The following is a 17,050-nucleotide window of genomic DNA, read 5'->3' as shown; positions in this document are numbered from 1 at the left end:
GGAGAAGGAAGGCACAGTCCTCGATCAGGCCATCGAGCGGCTCGATCACTTCAAGACCATTCAGCGGCAGGTCGTCAGCTCAACCGCGATGCATTAAGCGCCGAAATGTAGAATGAAAAAGGCCCTGCATTGCAGGGCTTTTTTTCATTCTTGGCGCATTATTTTTTGGCGAACTTCGTGAATTCCTGGACCACGCGCTCATAGACCGGACGCTTGAACGGTACAATCAACTCGGGAAGATTCTTCATCGGCTCCCAGCGCCAGTCGATGAACTCCGGCTTGTGACCGGCCGGCGAAGCGACGTTGATCTCGCTGTCCTTGCCGGTGAATCGAAGTGCGTACCATTTCTGCTTCTGTCCACGAAACCGGCCCTTCCAGGCGCGGCCGGCGACCGTGCGCGGAATATCGTAGGTGAGCCATTCCGGTACTTCGCCGAGTTTCTCCACCGAGCGGGCGTTGGTTTCCTCATAAAGCTCGCGTTTTGCGGCTGCCCAAGTGTCTTCGCCACCATCGACGCCGCCCTGCGGCATCTGCCAGACGTGAGTTTGATCGACATGCTCCGGGCCGCTGGCGCGGCGGCCGATGAACACAAGTCCGTCCGGATTGATCAGCATGATCCCGACGCAAGTCCGATAGGGCAGATCGTCGTAACGCGCCATCTTGCAAAAGCCTTTGATCCCGATCCGTCCAAGCGCGCCTGCCGCACTCAATTCGTTCATTCGCGCGAGAGTGCCGGAAACCGGGTTCCAGTCTTGCCAATCACGCCTAGCTAGATTTTGGTTTCAGCATCGCCGTTGTCAACGGCACCAGCGCGATGCCACGGGTCTCGAGTTGCTTCGCCCAGGTTCCGATCCGTTCGATCGAAATCGGCAAGGCCGATGCGATGCCCACGGCGGATCCGCGTTCCTTTGCCAGTGTTTCCAGCCGCGTCAGTGCGCGGTCGATCTCGGCCGGTGTCGGCACAGTGTCGATGCTGACGTCGGCCTTCGCGAACGGCATCGCCTGCCCTTCCGCGATCACGCCCGCAACGCTGCGCGGCGCGCTGCCGTCGTCCAGCCAGGCGAGACCACGCCGGGCCGCTTCCTTCACAAGCGGCTGCATCGCCGCGTCGGTCGCGACGAAGCGTGATCCCATGAAGTTGGCGATGCCGACATAGCCCTGAAACCGGCTCATATGCCACGCGAAGCGATCGGCGTTTTGCTCGGCGGATAGCGTGGTGAGCAGCGTCTGCGGACCGGGATCGTTGTCAGGATAATCGAACGGCTCCATCGGAACCTGCAGCAGCACTTCGTGCTTCTGCGCGCGGGCGCGCTCGACCAGTTTGCCGGGGTCCGAGCCGTAAGGCGTGAACGCGAGCGTCACGGCGCCCGGCAGCTTGGTGATGGCGTCAGCGGTCTTGGCGGCGCCGACACCGAGACCGGACACGACGATGGCGATGACTGGCTTACCGGCCATGCTGGCGCGGTCCGCGTCGCTGCCCGCCGCATAGACGCGGAAGGACTTCAATCCATCAGCGATCACGGGAATCATACCGTAGCGTGACGGCTCCAGCAGTTTGGAATTGATCCCGGCCATAATCGCGGTCTGTGTATCGGCCTTCGCCGGGGCGTCAGCCCCTGCGCCGACAATTACGTCCTGCCGCGCGCCGCTGGAGCCGTCGATGATGGTCACCGTCTGCTGGCCCGTGGCGGGCTCCTTGGCGGCAGCGGTGGCCTCTTTGGTCGCTGCTGGCGCCGTGCTGGCCGGTTTCGCCGCTATTGAGCCGGGCAGTGTGGTTGGATCGTAGGACACCCGCGCCAATGGCTCGCCGCCCATCGGGTTATGGTTGAAAATCGCAAAGCCGAGGAAGGTGACCAGGAACAGCCCGCTTAGCCCCGCAATCGCCTGGGGCGCGCTGAACGGAAGCTTGTATCGCCGCCGTTGGCGCGGCCGATCTTGTCCGAGCGGAGCGCTCAGATCGTCGGTTGTCACTGCGTTCAACCCCCGCGAATCAATCCGCGAATCCTACCACGGCCCCGACAGGGTTGGACGTCAAGCCTTGGGTTCCGGGGCGTCGGGCTAAGGCCGCCGTGCCTCCACGAAAAAGGGCGACCCGAAGGCCGCCCCGATCCGATTGAGATGCTTGTTCGCGATCTTAGTTCGCTGCCTTGTTCGAAGCCTTGTCGGTCTGAGCAGGAGCCGACGTGGTTTGCTTGATGCCGTGCAGGAGATCGGCGGCCATCTTCAGCGCCTTGTCGTCCTTGGCATCCGGCGGCACGTAGGATTGCGATCCGGTTTCTTCCTGGCCTTCGGCCTTGAGGTGACCGCGCAGCGAGGCTTCGCCCTTGGTGTCGGTCTTCGACTTGAGTTCGTCAGGAACGTCTTGCAGGACTTCGATATCCGGAATGATGCCCTTGGCCTGGATCGACTTGCCCGATGGCGTGAAGTAGCGCGCCGTGGTCAGCCGCAGCGCGCCGTTGCCGGAGCCGAGCGGGATGATGGTCTGCACCGATCCCTTGCCGAACGAGCGGGTGCCGAGCAGCGTCGCGCGCTTGTGGTCCTGCAACGCGCCGGCAACGATTTCCGATGCCGATGCCGAGCCGCCGTTGATCAGCACAATTACCGGCCTGCCCTTGGCAAGGTCGCCCGGCTTGGCGGTGCGGCGCTGGGTTTCCTCGGCGTTGCGGCCACGGGTCGAAACGATTTCGCCGCGATCCAGGAATGCGTCGGAGACCGAGACGGCCTCTTCAAGCAGGCCGCCCGGATTGTTGCGCATGTCGAGGATGTAGCCCTTGATCTTGTCCGGACCGATCTGCGTGGTCAGGTTCGCCATCTCGCGCTTCAGACCCTCGGTGGTCTGCTCGTTGAAGGTGGTGATGCGGATATAGGCGATGTCGTCGCTTTCGACGCGCGCGCGCACCGAGCGGACGCGGATGTTGTCGCGCACCAGGGTGACTTCAATCGGCTTGTCCTGGCCCTTGCGAATGATCTTGAGCTTGATCTTGGTGTTGACCGGGCCGCGCATTTTCTCGACGGCCTGATTCAGGGTCAGGCCCTGCACCGCTTCATCGTCGAGTTGAGAAATGATGTCGTTGGCCATGATGCCGGCCTTGGAGGCTGGCGTCTCGTCGATGGGCGACACAACCTTGATGAGGCCGTCTTCCATCGTGACCTCAATGCCGAGGCCGCCGAATTCACCGCGGGTCTGCACCTGCATGTCGCGGAAGCTCTTCGCATCCATGTAGCTGGAATGCGGATCGAGGCCTGTGAGCATGCCGCTGATCGCGGTCTCGACCAGCTTGCTGTCGTCGGGCTTCTCGACATAGTCGCTGCGAACGCGTTCGAACACATCGCCGAACAGGTTGAGCTGGCGATAGGTATCGGACGACGCAGCTCGCGCCGTCGATCCCACCAACGCCGAGCGGGGCTGGGTGAGGAAGAGAGTGGCCGCCGCGCCTGCCGCGACGCTGAGGAGAACCAGGGAAGTCTTGCGCATCATCCGCGAACCTTTTGGCCTTCACTTGCGGCCCACCATGGACCAGAATCGATTGGAGTGCCGTCCTTACGGAACTCGATATAGAGCACAGGCTGGCTAGACGTTGCCGCCAGAATTGACGCGACCTGAGACGTGGTCCCCATGGTCGCGACCGGTTCTCCTGTCAGAACAAACTGCCCGATCGTGACCGAAATACGTTCCATCCCGGCGATCAGGACATGATACCCGCCGCCCGCATTGAGGATCAAGAGTTGTCCGTAGCTCCGGAACGGGCCTGAGTAAACAACCCAACCATCACAAGGCGTTGTGACCTGCGCCCCGGGGCGGGTGACGATGGAAATGCCCTTTTCCTGGCCTCCGGTGCCGTCGGAACCGCCAAAACTGCGGATCCGGGTGCCGTTAACCGGAATCGGCAAAAGTCCCTTGGCGGAACCGAAGGCGATCGCCGGGCTCAATCGGGCCGGGTCCCTCAGTGCGCCCAGATTGGGCTTGCCGTTCAGCGAAACAGGAGTGCCCTTCAACTCGGCGGCCGCGGCGGCTTTCGCAGCCGCCTTCACGTCCTGCTCCATTTTGGCGATCAGGTCCTGAAGATTCTCGGTCTGCTTGGACAGAGCGATGGCGCGCTGCCGCTCCGCTTCCATGTCCTTCTCGGTCTCGGTCTGCTTTTTCTGCCGTTCCTGCACCAGCGCGGCGAGCCGGGTGCGATCGTCATTGAGTTTGTCGCGGTCGACCGCCAGCCGGTCGCGCTCTTCCGCGATATTCTTGCGCAGGCTCACCAACTCGCCGAGATCGCTGGCGAGCTTGGCGGCACGGGTTCGCATCTCCGGAACGACAGCACCGAGCAGCATTGCGGTACGCAGCGATTGCAACGCGTCTTCTGGCCGGACGAACAGCGCAGGCGGCGCGCGGCGTCCGGCGCGCTGCAGGGCGGCGAGGACCTCCGAGATTTCATCGCGGCGCGATTCGAGCGCGGCGCGAATCTGAAGCTCGCGCGCATCGAGCGGGCGCAGCCGGCCTTCGGTGTCGGCCATCTTGCCTTCAACGTCGCGCACCTGTCCGGCGATCCCGATCAGCTGTTGATTGAGCTTGGTACGATCCTGGCCGATGGCCGCGATATCGGCTTTCAGTTTTTGCTCGAGTTCGGCAGCTTTCTTCTGCTGCTCGCGGGCGGCTTCGAGTTCTTGCGTGCGCTGCTTGATTGCTTCAGCATCCGGCGCGGCGGCCTGCTTGACGGCAGCTTGTGCACGGGCCGGCGCAATCCCGCCTGCAACATGCAACGCTGAGATTACCAAGGATAGCGGCAGCGCTGTGCTGCGCGCCAGTCTGCGCACGGTCAGCAGAGTCGTGTTGCCTGTCGCGTCGGTCACGGGCAGTTCGATCTTTCGCGATCCTGGAGTGAGCATGATCTCGGGATCATGCCTTACGCGCGATGGTACGGGTGGCCGGATAAAATCGTCGCGGCCCGGTATATCTGTTCCAGCAGCATGACGCGCACCATTTGATGCGGCCAGGTCGCCTTGCCAAACGCAACGCTGAGTTTCACCCTGCGCCGCAATTCTGGCGAAAGTCCGTCCGCCCCGCCGATTAAAAAAACAGCGGTTGGAACCGATTCGTCGCGCCAACGACCAAGATGCCGCGCGAATGCTGCGCTGTCGATGGTTTCGCCGCGCTCGTCGAGCGCGATGATGGACGATTTGTCAGGAATCAGTGCCGAGATCGCGGCGGCTTCGTCGGCCATTCGCGCGGGGACGTCGCGCGCGCGGCTTTCGGGAATTTCATGGATTTCGAGACCGCGAAAGCCAAGCTTTCGGCCGATGTCGTCGAACCGCTCGCGGTAACGGTCTGCAAGCTCCCGTTCCGGGCCTTGCTTCAGGCGGCCGATGGCGATGACAACGATGCGCATGGCGCGCAAACTAACATGCGCGCAGGCACATGAATACGCATCGTCTCAACGTCGTCTCAACGTGCCTTTGCCGCCGGCTTGTCCGAGGTCCACATCTTTTCGAGATTGTAGAACTCGCGGACTTCCGGCCTGAACACGTGAACGATCACATCGCCGGAATCGATCAGCACCCAGTCGCAGTTGGGCAATCCCTCGACGTGAGGGGCTGCGATTCCGCTTTCCTTGAGACCCTTCGCGACATTCTCCGCGATCGCGCCGACGTGGCGGTTGGCCCGCCCTGAGGTCACGATCATGTAGTCGGTGATGGTGGATTTGCCGCGAAGGTCGATGGTGACCGTTTCTTCCGCCTTCATATCGTCAAGGCGGGAGAGGATCAGGTTCAGAGTTTCGTCGGCATCAGGTCGCGCCTTGAGGGCGGGAACAGTGTCGACGGACACAGGCATCGCTTTGGCACGAGGCTTTGACGAAGCAGCCTTGGACAATACAGATGTGGTCAGGGACCATTCCTTTCACTGTATCGCGAGCGCCGAATCCCGGCGCCGCCTTCATAATACGCATGTGGGGTTAACCGTTTCAATCTTCCAGATGCCGCCCCGATGATTTGGGGCACGCTGTTGCCGGAAAACGTCATCATGGATCGGCGACCTTCCAGCTTCCGTCCGGGTTCCGCAACCGTGTTGAGGACAGGCTCGATTTGAGACCCGTCAGAAACGTCCAGGCCGGCGTCCGGCGGCTCGCGAGAGTTCCGGCATCCCGTTCGTCGATGCGATAGGGCATCAGCGCATGCGCGGCGATAGACGATAAGGCGCGGAAGCTGTCGGGCGGCCGGTCGACCACGGCGATCGGGACCATGCTGGCAATGTGCTGCCAGTTTTCCCAACGGTTGAATTGCGCGAGGTTGTCGGCGCCCATGATCCAGACAAAGCGAACGCCGGAACAGCGGCGCCGCAGATACGATACCGTGTCCGCAGTGTAGCGGGTGCCGATGACGGTTTCGAGACAGCTGACATCGATGCGCGGATGGTTCGCGACCTTTTGCGCGGCGATCATGCGTTCGCGCAGCGCGTGCAGCGAGCCGTTGTTCTTGAGCGGGTTGCCGGGCGATACCAGCCACCAGATACGATCGAGCCGCAACCGCTTCAGTGCAAACAGGCTGATGGCGCGGTGGGCTTCATGCGGTGGGTTGAACGATCCGCCGAGCAAACCGATCCGCATCCCGTCGGCATGGGTCGGGATGGCGCGAGGCAGATGAACGAAATCGCTCACGGCCGCGTTTGGCCGGTGCCGTGAATGCGATATTTGAAACTCGTCAACTGTTCAGCGCCGACCGGGCCGCGGGCGTGGAATTTGCCGGTGGCGATCCCGATCTCAGCGCCGAAGCCGAACTCGCCGCCATCGGCGAATTGCGTCGAGGCGTTGTGCAACACGATGGCGGAATCAACCTCGTTGAGAAATTTCTCGGCGATCGCCGCATCTTCGGTGACGATGGCGTCGGTATGATGCGAACCGTAGCGCGCGATATGCGCCAGCGCGTCGTCTACGCCGTCGACCAGCCTTGCGGAGATGATGGCGTCTTCGTATTCGGTGGCCCAGTCCTCGTCCGCGACGGGTTTAACGCGCGGATCGGCGCGCTTGATGTCATCGCCGCCGCGCACTTCGCAGCCGGCGTCGAGCAGCATCGTCACCAGCGGCTTGAGTTGCGCTTCAGCAGCGGCCTTGTCGATCAACAGCGTTTCGGCTGCGCCGCAGACGCCGGGGCGACGCATCTTGGCATTGAGAACAATCGTCTTTGCCATATCGAGCGAGGCGGCCTTGTCGACGTAGACGTGATTGACGCCTTCGAGATGCGCAAACACCGGCACGCGCGCTTCATCCTGAACGCGGGCGACGAGATTCTTGCCGCCCCGCGGCACGATGACATCGATTGCGCCGTTCAGTCCGCCGAGCATCAGGCCGACGGCTGCACGGTCGCGGGTCGGCACCAGTGCGATCGCCTCTTCGGGAAGCCCTGCCTTGCGCAGGCCTTCGATCAGGCATTGATGGATCGCCCGGCACGAGCGGAAACTGTCCGAGCCGCCGCGCAGGATCACGGCGTTGCCGGATTTGAGGCAAAGCGCACCGGCATCGGCCGCAACGTTGGGACGGCTTTCGAAGATCACACCGACGACGCCGAGTGGCACGCGCACGCGCTCGATGGTCATGCCGTTCGGCCGAGTCCAGCTTTCGGTGACAATGCCGACGGGATCCTTGATCGCGCGGACCACGTCGATGCCGTCGGCCATCGCATTGATGCGTGCCTCGGTGAGCGCGAGTCGATCGACGAAGGCGCTGCTCATTCCACCGGCCTTTGCCTCGGCGACATCCTCGGCATTGGCGGCCAGAATCTCTTTTGCGTTGGCACGGATCGTGGCTGCCATGGCGGACAGCGCCGCGTCCTTCTGTTCGCTCGGGGCAAGCGCCAGCACGCGCGCGGCGCGGCGCGCACCGACGCCGAGGTCGGTCATCAACGCGGTCAGATCGGGGGTGCCGTCGAGAGCTTTGAGCGGAGCGGACATATCGGTCTATGTGGGGTTGGAGGCGTGTAAGGCCATGCCCTAGCACAGAAATTCGGGTCCGACGAGACGCCGGGAACATGGCTGCCCGGCAAGATAGGCCAATGGTTGACGCGATCGGCGGCTAGGCCATTGGCCGTGTTAGGGCTTTGCCCGGAGCCGCTATTTTGCGCTGTCGGTCCCGCGTGGGCCGCCGACCACGAGGTCATCGCGATGGATCATTTCAGCGCGCCCGCTGATACCCAGGATCTGCGCCGCATCCGAGGACGACCGGCCCTTGATCTGCTCGGCATGGTCTGCGTCATAGGCGACAAGGCCGCGGCCGATCTCATGGGTATCCGGCCCGCGCACCACCACGGCGTCGCCGCGTGCGAACTGGCCGTCAACCCGGATCACGCCCGCCGGTAGCAGGCTCTTGCCAGCGCGCAGGGCCGCGACTGCGCCTGCGTCGATGGTAAGCGTGCCCTTCGGCTCAAGCGATCCGGCGATCCAGCGCTTGCGCGCGGTGACAGGATTGGCCGGGGTCAGAAACCACGTGCAGGGGCCGCCGTCGGCGATGGCTTGCAACGGGTGTTCGATCTTGCCAGATGCGATCAGCATGTGCGTGCCAGCGCTGGTCGCGATCTTCGCGGCCTCGATCTTGGTGCGCATGCCGCCGCGCGACAGCTCAGATTCGGCGGCGCCTGCCATTGCCTCGATGTCGGCGGTGACGGACTCCACCACAGGAATGAGTTTCGCATTCGGATTGGCCGACGGCGGCGCCGTGTAGAGGCCGTCGATGTCCGACAGCAGAATGAGCAGATCGGCGCTGGTCATGGTGGCGACGCGTGCGGCGAGACGGTCGTTGTCGCCGTAGCGGATTTCGTTGGTGGCGACGGTGTCGTTCTCGTTGATCACCGGCACCGCGCGCCATTCGAGGAGCTTGGTGACGGTCGAGCGGGCGTTGAGATAACGTCGGCGCTCTTCGGTGTCCTGCAGTGTGACCAGAATTTGTCCTGCACCGATGCCGTGATCGCCGAGCACGCCGGACCAGATGCGCGCCAGTTCGATCTGACCGACAGCGGCAGCCGCCTGGCTTTCCTCAAGCTTGAGCAGGCCGCTTGGCAGCTTCAGGCGACTTCGCCCGAGCGCGATCGAGCCCGACGAGACGACGAGCACATCCTTGCCTGCGTGATGCAGCTTTGCGATATCGGCGGCGAGTGCGGCGAGCCATGTCGCGCGGACTTCACCGGCGGCGGCGTCGATCAGAAGCGATGATCCGACCTTGACGACGATGCGGCGGAAATTCTTGAGCTTGGGGTTCGACATCGGAAATCAGTGTGTGGTGGGCATAAGTTGAAATTGCGAGCAGGGTATCAGCGGCCAAGCGGCGTCCAGCCCGACGGCTCCGGCTCTGCTTCCGGCGCACTTTCGTTCGCTCGTTTGGCTTTGGTCGAAACCGGCGCTTCACCGATCACGGCTAGCAATGCCCGCAGGGCTTCCGGTACGCCTTCGCGCGACACGCCCGAGAGCAACAGCGGCGTCTTTTTCGCCGCGCGCTTCAGTCGCGCCTTCTGGTCCTTGAGATGCTCGGGCGAGACGGCGTCGATCTTGTTGAGCGCCACGATCTCGATCTTGTCGGCGAGATTGCCGTCATAGGCTTCCAGCTCGCCGCGCACGGTCTTGTAGGCCTTGCCGGCATGCTCGCTCGTTGCATCCACCAGATGCAGCAACACCCTGCAACGCTCGACGTGCCCCAGAAACCTGTCGCCAAGACCCGCGCCTTCATGCGCGCCCTCGATCAGTCCTGGAATATCAGCCAGCACGAATTCGCGCCCATCGATGCTGACGACGCCGAGCTGAGGGTGCAGGGTCGTGAAAGGGTAGTCCGCGATTTTCGGTTTTGCCGCGCTGACCACCGACAGGAATGTGGATTTACCGGCGTTGGGCAATCCGACTAGGCCGGCGTCGGCGATCAGTTTCAACCGCAGCCAGATCCAGCGTTCCTCGCCGGGCAATCCCGGGTTGGCATTGCGCGGCGCGCGATTGGTCGACGTCTTGAAATGAGCGTTGCCGAAGCCGCCATTGCCGCCTTGCGCCAACACGAATTTCTCGCCGACCTCGGTGAAGTCGTGGATCAGGGTCTCGCGGTCTTCGTCGAAGATTTGCGTGCCGAGCGGCACTTTCATCACGATGTTCTTGCCGTTGGCGCCATGGCGGTCCGATCCCATGCCGTTTACGCCCTTCGGAGCCTTGAAGTGCTGCTGGTAACGATAGTCGATCAGCGTGTTGAGGCCGTCGGCGACTTCGACGATGACGTCACCGCCGCGGCCGCCGTTGCCGCCCGATGGGCCGCCGAACTCGATGAACTTCTCGCGGCGAAATGCCACGCAGCCGTTTCCTCCGTCGCCGGAGCGGATATAGACCTTGGCTTCGTCGAGAAATTTCATCGGTTTTCCGTTGCGTCGCGACCGGCAAAAGCCCGGCTTTTCGGGCCCGATCGCGCTTGTATGTATGCGCCAATGTATGCGCCATGGGTGCCTGAGCGGCAACCCATTCATGCATGATATGGCGATAAAGGCTGCATTTGTAACGGTTGCCGAACCGCCATCCGCCTTCTAAACGACGTCATCGGTTCGTTTTTTTGACGAATTAACGCTATCCGGCGCCGCCCCATGACCATGCTTGCAAAAATCTCCGCCGACGCTGGAAACCGCTCGGCTGCACTTGCGGGCATCGCACTGATGCTGCTGGCCGTCTGGATGTTTTCGTTTGGCGACGCGCTGGGCAAATTCATCGTCGCGACCTATTCGGTCGGGCAGTTGCTGCTGCTGCGGGCGGTGGCGAGCCTCGTCCTGCTGTCGCCGGCGATCTGGCGGCATCGTGCCGCGTTCCGGAGCATCCAGAAACCCGGGCTGCAGGTTGTCCGGGTGGCACTGTCGACACTGGAGGTCGCGGCGTTCTTCGCAGCGTCGGTCTATCTGCCCCTTGCGGATGTCATCACATACTATCTCGCGGCGCCGATTTTCGTCACCGCGGCGTCTGCGATTTTCCTCGGCGAGAAGGTCGGCTGGCGGCGCTGGAGCGCGATCGTCGTGGGCTTCATCGGCGTCATGATCGCGCTGAGGCCATCGACCCAGGCGTTCAGTTGGCCCGCGATGATCGCTCTGGCCGGCAGTGCATCGTTCGCGGCGCTCATGATCATCACGCGCTCGCTGCGCGGTACGCCGGACATCGTGCTGACGGCGGCGCAGTTCTCCGGGACGCTTTTGTTCGGCCTTGTCGTTGCGCCGTTCGGCTGGATCACGCCGAGCCTGCCAGATTTCGGCCTTTTCGCCGTGGCGGGTTGCATTTCCATCGCCGCGGCGCTGGCCGTCAATCGATCGCTCAAGCTTGCTCCCGCGAGCGTGGTCGTTCCGTATCAGTATACGATGATCATCTGGGCCGTAATCTTTGGCTATGCCGTGTTCGGCGACGTGCCGTCGGTGGCGATGCTTGTCGGTGCGGCGGTCATCATCGTGGCCGGGCTTTACATTTTCCTGCGTGAACGCGACCTGGTGCATGACGAGCCGGTGGTGGTGCCCCCGCCGGGCTGATGCGCATGACCAGTCCACTCAAATCGTTGAGCGGTATAACGCCGCGTTCCTCCACTCTGGCGGGCATTCTGTTCATGCTGGCGGCGGTCACGATCTTCTCGCTGGTCAATGTCTTCAGCAAGATGATGGTCGCAGCCTATCCGCCGGCGCAGCTTTTCTTCATCCGCGGCTTTGCGGCTATCGCGACCCTGCTGCCGTTTCTCGCGCGCGACAATTTTGCGGCGGTACGCAATGTGCCGCGGCCTGCGCTGCAGGTGCTGCGTATGGCGCTGTCTGTCGCTGACGGAATGCTGTTCTTCACGGCGATCAAGTATATCCCACTGGCGGATGCGACGACCTGCTATCTCGCGGCACCGATCTTCGTTACCGCTTTTTCCGCGATTTTCCTCCGCGAGCATGTCGGCTGGCGGCGCTGGACGGCGGTTGTCGTCGGCTTCATCGGAGTATTGATCGCGCTGCGCCCGACTGGGGCGGCTATTTCCTGGCCGGCATTGATCGCGCTGGCAGGATGCCTTTGCCAGTCGATCTTCATGATCGTTACCCGCTATGTGCGCGGGACGTCGAACATTTTTCTAGCGACGACCCAGGTTGTTGGATCGTTCGTCTTCGGAGGCGTGGTGTCGGCATTTCTGTTCGTGCCGCCGACATGGTTTCTCGTCGTTCTGCTGTTGGTTAGCGGGATGGTCAACGTGGTGGCGGTGCTGTGCCTCAACCGCTCGCTGATCCTTGCACCCGCAAGCGTGGTCGCGCCATTTCAATATACGATGATCGTGTGGGCCATCGTACTTGGATTTCTGGTGTTCGGCGATGTGCCATCGCCGAACACCATGATCGGGGCCGCGATCGTCGCCAGCGCCGGAATCTATATTTTCCTGCGCGAGCGGACGGTGATGCACCGCGAGCCTGAGCCCAATCCACCGACGGTGGTCTAGAGCGTGATCCCGAAGAGCGGATGCCGGTTTTCGGGCCGGATCATGCTCCGATAGAGATTAACGCCGCGTCGAGTTGCTCCAGCTTCTCAGCGACGCCCACACACTGCGCTCCAGCTTGAAGCGATCGACCGGTGTCGATGATCCAAGTGCCAGGAAGCGGTGCAGTTCAATGCCGGTCCACTGGAAGCCGCACTTCTCCAGCACGTGACGTGAGGCCGGATTCAGCACCCGCGCTCCAGCCAGCAATTGGTCGATGGCGAATTCCTCGAAGGCGAAATCGATGACAGCGCGCGCCGCCTCTGTCGCATAGCCTTGGCCCCAGTGCTCGACACCGAAGCAGTAGCCGAGCTCTGGCGCGTTTTCGTTTTCCCAGCTCACGCCGACAAGTCCGATCGCGGCACGCTCGCGCTCGACCAGAAATACAGTATCGATGGTGGCGGCGATGGTGGTCACGAAGCTGATCGCGTCATCCTGCGTATAAGGATGCGGTACGCGGCGTAAATTAATCGACACGCGCTTGTCGCCGACGACACGCGCAATGGCCTTTACGTCCGCGAGCGTCGGCTGACGCAATACCAGCCGATCGGTCTCGAGGACGACGGCTCTTGATTCCCGCAACGTGGGCGTTGGCTTTTCCAGCAACATGGTCAGGCTCCTTGGTGCGCGCGTCCCCAAACGAGCGCAAAACAAAAGGGGAGGCCGGTTACCCGTCTCCCCTTCGAGCCTTCCAGTGCTCTGCCGGTTCAACGAGACCCGGCAGACGCGATGGTGTCTACCGTTTATTCAGCCGCGACCGCCATCGGAATAACCGAGATGAAGGTGCGGCCGTTGGCTTTGGCGCGGAATTCGACGCGGCCTTCAACCTTGGCGAACAGGGTATGATCCGTGCCCATGCCGACGTTGAGGCCGGGATGCCAAGTGGTGCCGCGCTGACGTGCAATGATGTTGCCGGGGATCACGTGCTCGCCGCCGAACGCCTTGATGCCAAGGCGCTTGCCTGCCGAGTCGCGTCCGTTGCGCGATGAACCGCCTGCTTTTTTGTGAGCCATGGCTCCGTCTCCAAAATTCGCTTTAAGCTATAGACCGATTCCTTGACGGAATCATTTCACTTTTTGTCGCTCTTTGCCTTCGGCGCAGCTTTCTTGGCTGCGGTCTTCGGCTTGGCAGCGGCAGTAGCCGCAGCCTTTTTGGCCGGGGCCTTCTTGGCGACCTTGGCCGGAGCCTCGTCACCGTCCACCGGAGCGGCCTCGATCTTCTTCTCGCGCTTCGGACGCGGACCCACGGTCGGGGCCTTGCCGTCGGTCAGAATCTCGGTGACGCGGATCACCGTGATTTCATCGCGATAGCCGCGCTTGCGCTTCGAATTCTTGCGGCGGCGTTTCTTGAAGGAAATCACCTTCGGGCCGCGCTTGTGGTCCAGCACTTCGGCGGCCACGGATGCGCCCGAAACGAACGGGAATCCGAGGACCGGCGTGTCGCCGCCAACCACCATTACTTCGCCAAGCTGCACGATCGTTCCGACATCGCCGGCGATCTTGCCAATCTCGAGCACATCATCCGGAACGACGCGGAACTGCCGGCCGCCGGTTTTGATGACTGCGAACATCGTTTTTTTCCTTCGTGTTCGATTCCGATGCTCGGATGAATCCGGCCCGGCTTCTTGTTCAGTCGCTATGGGTTCACCGCGATCATCATGCGATCACCGCGAAATCTCTGCGCTATCGGGGCTGCTCTCGTATCGGAGCCGTCCGGCCGGTCGCACAAAAACAAACGGCGCGAGAAATTCCCGCGCCGGGTGAGGGGTCTTACATCGGGCAAACGCCGCGAGTCAAGGAAAAGTGCCCCTAAAACCGGCGAGAAATGAGGGATTTCGGGCCTTTCGGGCCTCTGCCCGTCCGCGGCAAGCTGCCTCCGCAACCATCCGGTTCCCTCGCCGTTATCCCCTGGCAAAGGGGCGCATTGGAATGGCTGAAGACACACTGACGACCGCCGGGATCGGCAATCATGGGGCGGCGCGCCTGCCGTCCGTCGATATCGACAGCTACAATATCGAGCTCAAGGATGAGGACGGCTTTCTGGGCGATCGCGCCAGCAAGGGCGCGTTTCAGGACATTCTCGACAAGTGGCGGAAACCGTTGAAGAAAAACGGGGACGATCCGCTCGGCGCCAAATCCACGGAAGACATCAGCAAGAAGAGACTGGACGAAATTCTGGTCGGCGAGGATGTTGAAGCCTCGGCGCTGATCCACAGCGCCATCGAGGAATTCGCGCAGGAACTGGCATACGTTACAGGACGTTTCCTCAAGACCAAGGCCTGGGAAAAGACCGAGGCGATCATCGTCGGCGGCGGCTTCCGGCAGAGCCGGATCGGCGAATTGGCGATTGCCAGGGCGGACATCATCCTCAAGGCGGAGGGTGCAAAAGTCAGCCTGATTCCGATCCGGTTTCATCCCGATGAGGCAGCGCTGATCGGCTGCGCCCATCTGGCGCCGTCGTGGATTTTCGAAGGTCACGACAGCCTTCTGGCCGTCGACATCGGAGGCACCAATATTCGTTGCGGTGTGGTCGAAACTCGCCAGAAGAAGACGCCGGACCTGTCAAAGGCCTCGGTCTGGAAGTCCGAACTCTGGCGTCATGCCGACGATGAGCCGACCCGCGAAGGCGCGGTGAAGAAGCTGGCCGGGTTGCTGAAAGGCTTGTTGAAAGAGGCGGAAGATAAAGGCCTCAAGCTCGCCCCGTTCATCGGAGTCTCATGTCCCGGCGCCATCGATGCGGACGGGTCCATTGAAAAGGGCGCGCAGAATCTGCCGGGGAACTGGGAAAGCAGTAAGTTCAACTTGCCCGCCAGCCTGATCGAATTGATCCCGAGCATTCGCGATCACGACACAGCGGTGCTGATGCACAATGACGGCGTGGTGCAAGGCTTGAGCGAGATTCCCTTTATGCAGGACTACAAGCGGTGGGGAATTCTTACCATCGGCACTGGACTCGGCAATGCGCGCTTCACCATGCGCAATTCGAAAGAGAAGAAGAAAGGGTGAGGCGAGTGGACCGCCGTGGCGCATGGGTCCGGCCTTGGCATCAGGTGGAAGTGCACCTCAGCCTTCTGCAGGGCCGGGTTTCTGGCAGGCCCGATCCGTTTATTCTAAGTGGCACGAAATGGCCGGCGGTGCCTTGTCTGGACCGGCTTCCTCGCATAGAACTCGGCCCGCGACCCGGCGCGAAGCCGCCGTTTTGGTACCAGGAGAGGTGGCAGAGTGGTCGAATGCACCGCACTCGAAATGCGGCATAGGTGCAAGCCTATCGGGGGTTCGAATCCCTCCCTCTCCGCCAACACTGTGAGAAATCCAATTCGATCTACAGATCATTGATTGTCATAGGTTTTTTCGCCGTTCGGCTGGTGCGCGCGGGTGGCATGCGGCGGCACTTTCGATGGTCATGCCTGAAACGTACGGGGTACTGCTGCTTTCGAAGCGCGTCCCGGACGACCTTCGAGCGATGTGTCGGGACGCGAGAAGAACGTCTCAGCGTACGCAGGCCGGAGCCGCGAAGCGTCCGCACAAGAATTTGTCGAGATCGAAGAGCGTTCGGCAAACTTGCGGTGCGGACGACGTCCCTCACCCCTTATGAAATCACGCGCGAAGCCGGAGCAATCGGCGATAGCGTCAGCGGCAATTCAACGCGGATCCGTATCAGGCCTTTGCGTGAGACGTCGAAGTCGGTGCAATCGTCTGGACCGAAACCTATGCTTCATATGCCGACATCCTAGATATCACCCAGCCTCTTTCATCCCACGAGAAAACAAGCTTCGTCAGCAGAGCGCTTGCTTTGCTCTTGTTGATCGGCATCTTGCCGTAAGAGGCCTCTCAGCACAGTCAGCCGATCGCGAACGTCTCGCTTGCGCCGGTTCAATTGAAATGCAAGGCGTCGCGCAAGAGCATCAAATCCGGGCGCACGAATCAATATCGATATCAAAGCGCGCGCATCGGAGAGGCGGCGCGGTTATGCCGATGATGAAGCCGCAACGATCTTGCGAACTGCTCTTAAAGAGAAAGAACTGTATCGGCGGTGGGTACCGCGGGTCTGCGCATACACGGGCGCTCGCATTGCAGAGATTTGCCAGCTTAGCCTTGAGCGCATTAAGCGGATTGATGGCATCGGGTGTATCGCGTTCGCTGCAGAAGCGGACTTTTTGAAGAACGCGAAGTCCGAGCGAGTCATCCCTGTCCGTTCTGCGGCATTCATAAAGGATAAGAGAGGCGCGTGGCGCAGCATCGCCGGTGCTGTGTGAGTGTTCATCGTTTGGGACAGCGCCACACTTGACCTTCCGACCATGCCGACAGGTCGCGTAACTTCTTGACCCTCGGGTCCGCCGGTGAATCGTCGCGGAAGCGCATTTCCCGTGGGATTGAATATCCGGGTCTCGGCGCCGAACGCCTCCAACAGCCGGGCGGCTTCAAGATGACCTCCGCCTTAGGAGCGGCACATTTGTAGCGCATCGTCGAGGCGTTCGGCGCGACACCAGCACAAGCCGTGTTCACCGACATGATGATCGGGCGTTCGCGCATCGTGCGAAGGGGAGTGAAGGCTCGGCAAAAGGGCTTCTCTCTCTC

16 protein-coding genes, 1 tRNA gene and 2 pseudogenes are annotated in these 17,050 nt (G+C 61.8%); 5 read left to right on the top strand and 14 right to left on the bottom strand.

The window, feature by feature from the left end:
- Window positions 1–97, top strand: a pseudogene (atpC, locus tag BN32_RS27790) (F0F1 ATP synthase subunit epsilon); the annotation flags it as partial.
- Between the two features lie 61 nt (window positions 98–158).
- On the opposite strand, the gene BN32_RS15755 reads toward atpC, so the two are convergent.
- The 10 genes from BN32_RS15755 to obgE form a co-directional block, all read right to left on the bottom strand.
- Window positions 159–659 (bottom strand): RNA pyrophosphohydrolase, encoded by a 501-nt coding sequence (locus tag BN32_RS15755; protein ID WP_040426800.1) that lies wholly within the window; start codon window positions 657–659, stop codon window positions 159–161.
- 106 nt (window positions 660–765) lie between these two features.
- A complete protein-coding gene (locus tag BN32_RS15750; protein ID WP_019199393.1) occupies window positions 766–1,980 on the bottom strand; it encodes a divergent polysaccharide deacetylase family protein in 1,215 nt (404 codons plus the stop codon).
- 154 nt (window positions 1,981–2,134) lie between these two features.
- Window positions 2,135–3,478, bottom strand: a complete 1,344-nt coding sequence (locus BN32_RS15745) for a S41 family peptidase (RefSeq protein WP_019199394.1) — start codon at window positions 3,476–3,478, stop codon at window positions 2,135–2,137.
- Window positions 3,475–4,878, bottom strand: coding sequence for a murein hydrolase activator EnvC family protein (locus tag BN32_RS15740; protein ID WP_019199395.1), 1,404 nt, complete (start codon window positions 4,876–4,878; stop codon window positions 3,475–3,477). Before BN32_RS15740 ends, BN32_RS15745 begins: the two co-directional genes overlap by 4 nt.
- Window positions 4,879–4,895: 17 nt before the next feature.
- A complete protein-coding gene (rlmH, locus tag BN32_RS15735) occupies window positions 4,896–5,378 on the bottom strand; it encodes a 23S rRNA (pseudouridine(1915)-N(3))-methyltransferase RlmH (protein ID WP_019199396.1) in 483 nt (160 codons plus the stop codon).
- Between the two features lie 56 nt (window positions 5,379–5,434).
- A complete protein-coding gene (rsfS, locus tag BN32_RS15730; protein ID WP_040426796.1) occupies window positions 5,435–5,821 on the bottom strand; it encodes a ribosome silencing factor in 387 nt (128 codons plus the stop codon).
- Window positions 5,822–6,008: 187 nt separating this feature from the next.
- Window positions 6,009–6,644, bottom strand: a complete 636-nt coding sequence (locus BN32_RS15725; RefSeq protein ID WP_019199398.1) for a nicotinate-nucleotide adenylyltransferase — start codon at window positions 6,642–6,644, stop codon at window positions 6,009–6,011.
- Complete coding sequence (locus BN32_RS15720) at window positions 6,641–7,933, bottom strand: glutamate-5-semialdehyde dehydrogenase (RefSeq protein WP_019199399.1); 1,293 nt, start codon at window positions 7,931–7,933, stop codon at window positions 6,641–6,643. The genes BN32_RS15725 and BN32_RS15720 overlap by 4 nt, the downstream gene beginning before the upstream one ends.
- Before the next feature lie 159 nt (window positions 7,934–8,092).
- A complete protein-coding gene (gene proB, locus BN32_RS15715; RefSeq protein ID WP_019199400.1) occupies window positions 8,093–9,238 on the bottom strand; it encodes a glutamate 5-kinase in 1,146 nt (381 codons plus the stop codon).
- Between the two features lie 47 nt (window positions 9,239–9,285).
- Window positions 9,286–10,359, bottom strand: coding sequence for a GTPase ObgE (obgE, locus tag BN32_RS15710; protein ID WP_019199401.1), 1,074 nt, complete (start codon window positions 10,357–10,359; stop codon window positions 9,286–9,288).
- 225 nt (window positions 10,360–10,584) lie between these two features.
- Here obgE and BN32_RS15705 point away from each other — a divergent pair, with 225 nt between their 5' ends.
- Both BN32_RS15705 and BN32_RS15700 read left to right on the top strand, forming a co-directional pair.
- A complete protein-coding gene (locus tag BN32_RS15705) occupies window positions 10,585–11,505 on the top strand; it encodes a DMT family transporter (RefSeq protein ID WP_040426590.1) in 921 nt (306 codons plus the stop codon).
- Window positions 11,506–11,510: 5 nt separating this feature from the next.
- Entirely contained in the window at window positions 11,511–12,437 is a 927-nt protein-coding gene (locus BN32_RS15700) for a DMT family transporter (protein WP_040426795.1), read from the top strand.
- A gap of 57 nt (window positions 12,438–12,494) precedes the next feature.
- Here BN32_RS15700 and BN32_RS15695 read toward each other — a convergent pair whose 3' ends face one another.
- From BN32_RS15695 to rplU, 3 genes are all read right to left on the bottom strand, one after another.
- Window positions 12,495–13,082, bottom strand: a complete 588-nt coding sequence (locus tag BN32_RS15695) for a GNAT family N-acetyltransferase (protein WP_019199404.1) — start codon at window positions 13,080–13,082, stop codon at window positions 12,495–12,497.
- A gap of 134 nt (window positions 13,083–13,216) precedes the next feature.
- Window positions 13,217–13,486, bottom strand: coding sequence for a 50S ribosomal protein L27 (rpmA, locus tag BN32_RS15690; RefSeq protein ID WP_019199405.1), 270 nt, complete (start codon window positions 13,484–13,486; stop codon window positions 13,217–13,219).
- A gap of 56 nt (window positions 13,487–13,542) precedes the next feature.
- Window positions 13,543–14,043 (bottom strand): 50S ribosomal protein L21, encoded by a 501-nt coding sequence (gene rplU, locus BN32_RS15685; RefSeq protein ID WP_019199406.1) that lies wholly within the window; start codon window positions 14,041–14,043, stop codon window positions 13,543–13,545.
- Window positions 14,044–14,401: 358 nt separating this feature from the next.
- Between rplU and BN32_RS15680 the strand changes: the two genes are divergently transcribed.
- Both BN32_RS15680 and BN32_RS15675 read left to right on the top strand, forming a co-directional pair.
- Window positions 14,402–15,478, top strand: coding sequence for an ROK family protein (locus tag BN32_RS15680; RefSeq protein ID WP_019199407.1), 1,077 nt, complete (start codon window positions 14,402–14,404; stop codon window positions 15,476–15,478).
- A gap of 202 nt (window positions 15,479–15,680) precedes the next feature.
- Window positions 15,681–15,770 (top strand) — tRNA-Ser (locus BN32_RS15675).
- 965 nt (window positions 15,771–16,735) lie between these two features.
- On the opposite strand, the pseudogene BN32_RS27785 reads toward BN32_RS15675, so the two are convergent.
- Window positions 16,736–16,895 (bottom strand): annotated as a pseudogene (locus BN32_RS27785) (arsenical resistance protein ArsH); the annotation flags it as partial.
- Window positions 16,896–17,050 lie beyond the last annotated feature (155 nt).

It is taken from the genome of Afipia birgiae 34632, from assembly GCF_000308295.2.
GTDB classification, from domain to species: domain Bacteria; phylum Pseudomonadota; class Alphaproteobacteria; order Rhizobiales; family Xanthobacteraceae; genus Afipia; species Afipia birgiae.
Note: the sequence above shows the minus strand (reverse complement) of the source record. Positions and strands in the feature narration are given on the sequence as shown.

Excerpts from the sequence above, each read along its gene's own strand:
- BN32_RS15740 (WP_019199395.1), bottom strand. The coding sequence starts at position 4,878 with ATGCTCACTCCAGGATCGCGAAAGATCGAACTGCCCGTGACCGACGCG.
- BN32_RS15720 (WP_019199399.1), bottom strand. The coding sequence starts at position 7,933 with ATGTCCGCTCCGCTCAAAGCTCTCGACGGCACCCCCGATCTGACCGCG.
- BN32_RS15745 (WP_019199394.1), bottom strand. The coding sequence starts at position 3,478 with ATGATGCGCAAGACTTCCCTGGTTCTCCTCAGCGTCGCGGCAGGCGCG.
- proB (WP_019199400.1), bottom strand. The coding sequence starts at position 9,238 with ATGTCGAACCCCAAGCTCAAGAATTTCCGCCGCATCGTCGTCAAGGTC.
- BN32_RS15695 (WP_019199404.1), bottom strand. The coding sequence starts at position 13,082 with ATGTTGCTGGAAAAGCCAACGCCCACGTTGCGGGAATCAAGAGCCGTC.
- BN32_RS15755 (WP_040426800.1), bottom strand. The coding sequence starts at position 659 with ATGGCGCGTTACGACGATCTGCCCTATCGGACTTGCGTCGGGATCATG.
- BN32_RS15700 (WP_040426795.1), top strand. The coding sequence starts at position 11,511 with ATGACCAGTCCACTCAAATCGTTGAGCGGTATAACGCCGCGTTCCTCC.
- BN32_RS15705 (WP_040426590.1), top strand. The coding sequence starts at position 10,585 with ATGACCATGCTTGCAAAAATCTCCGCCGACGCTGGAAACCGCTCGGCT.
- obgE (WP_019199401.1), bottom strand. The coding sequence starts at position 10,359 with ATGAAATTTCTCGACGAAGCCAAGGTCTATATCCGCTCCGGCGACGGA.
- rsfS (WP_040426796.1), bottom strand. The coding sequence starts at position 5,821 with ATGCCTGTGTCCGTCGACACTGTTCCCGCCCTCAAGGCGCGACCTGAT.
- rlmH (WP_019199396.1), bottom strand. The coding sequence starts at position 5,378 with ATGCGCATCGTTGTCATCGCCATCGGCCGCCTGAAGCAAGGCCCGGAA.
- BN32_RS15680 (WP_019199407.1), top strand. The coding sequence starts at position 14,402 with ATGGCTGAAGACACACTGACGACCGCCGGGATCGGCAATCATGGGGCG.
- rplU (WP_019199406.1), bottom strand. The coding sequence starts at position 14,043 with ATGTTCGCAGTCATCAAAACCGGCGGCCGGCAGTTCCGCGTCGTTCCG.
- rpmA (WP_019199405.1), bottom strand. The coding sequence starts at position 13,486 with ATGGCTCACAAAAAAGCAGGCGGTTCATCGCGCAACGGACGCGACTCG.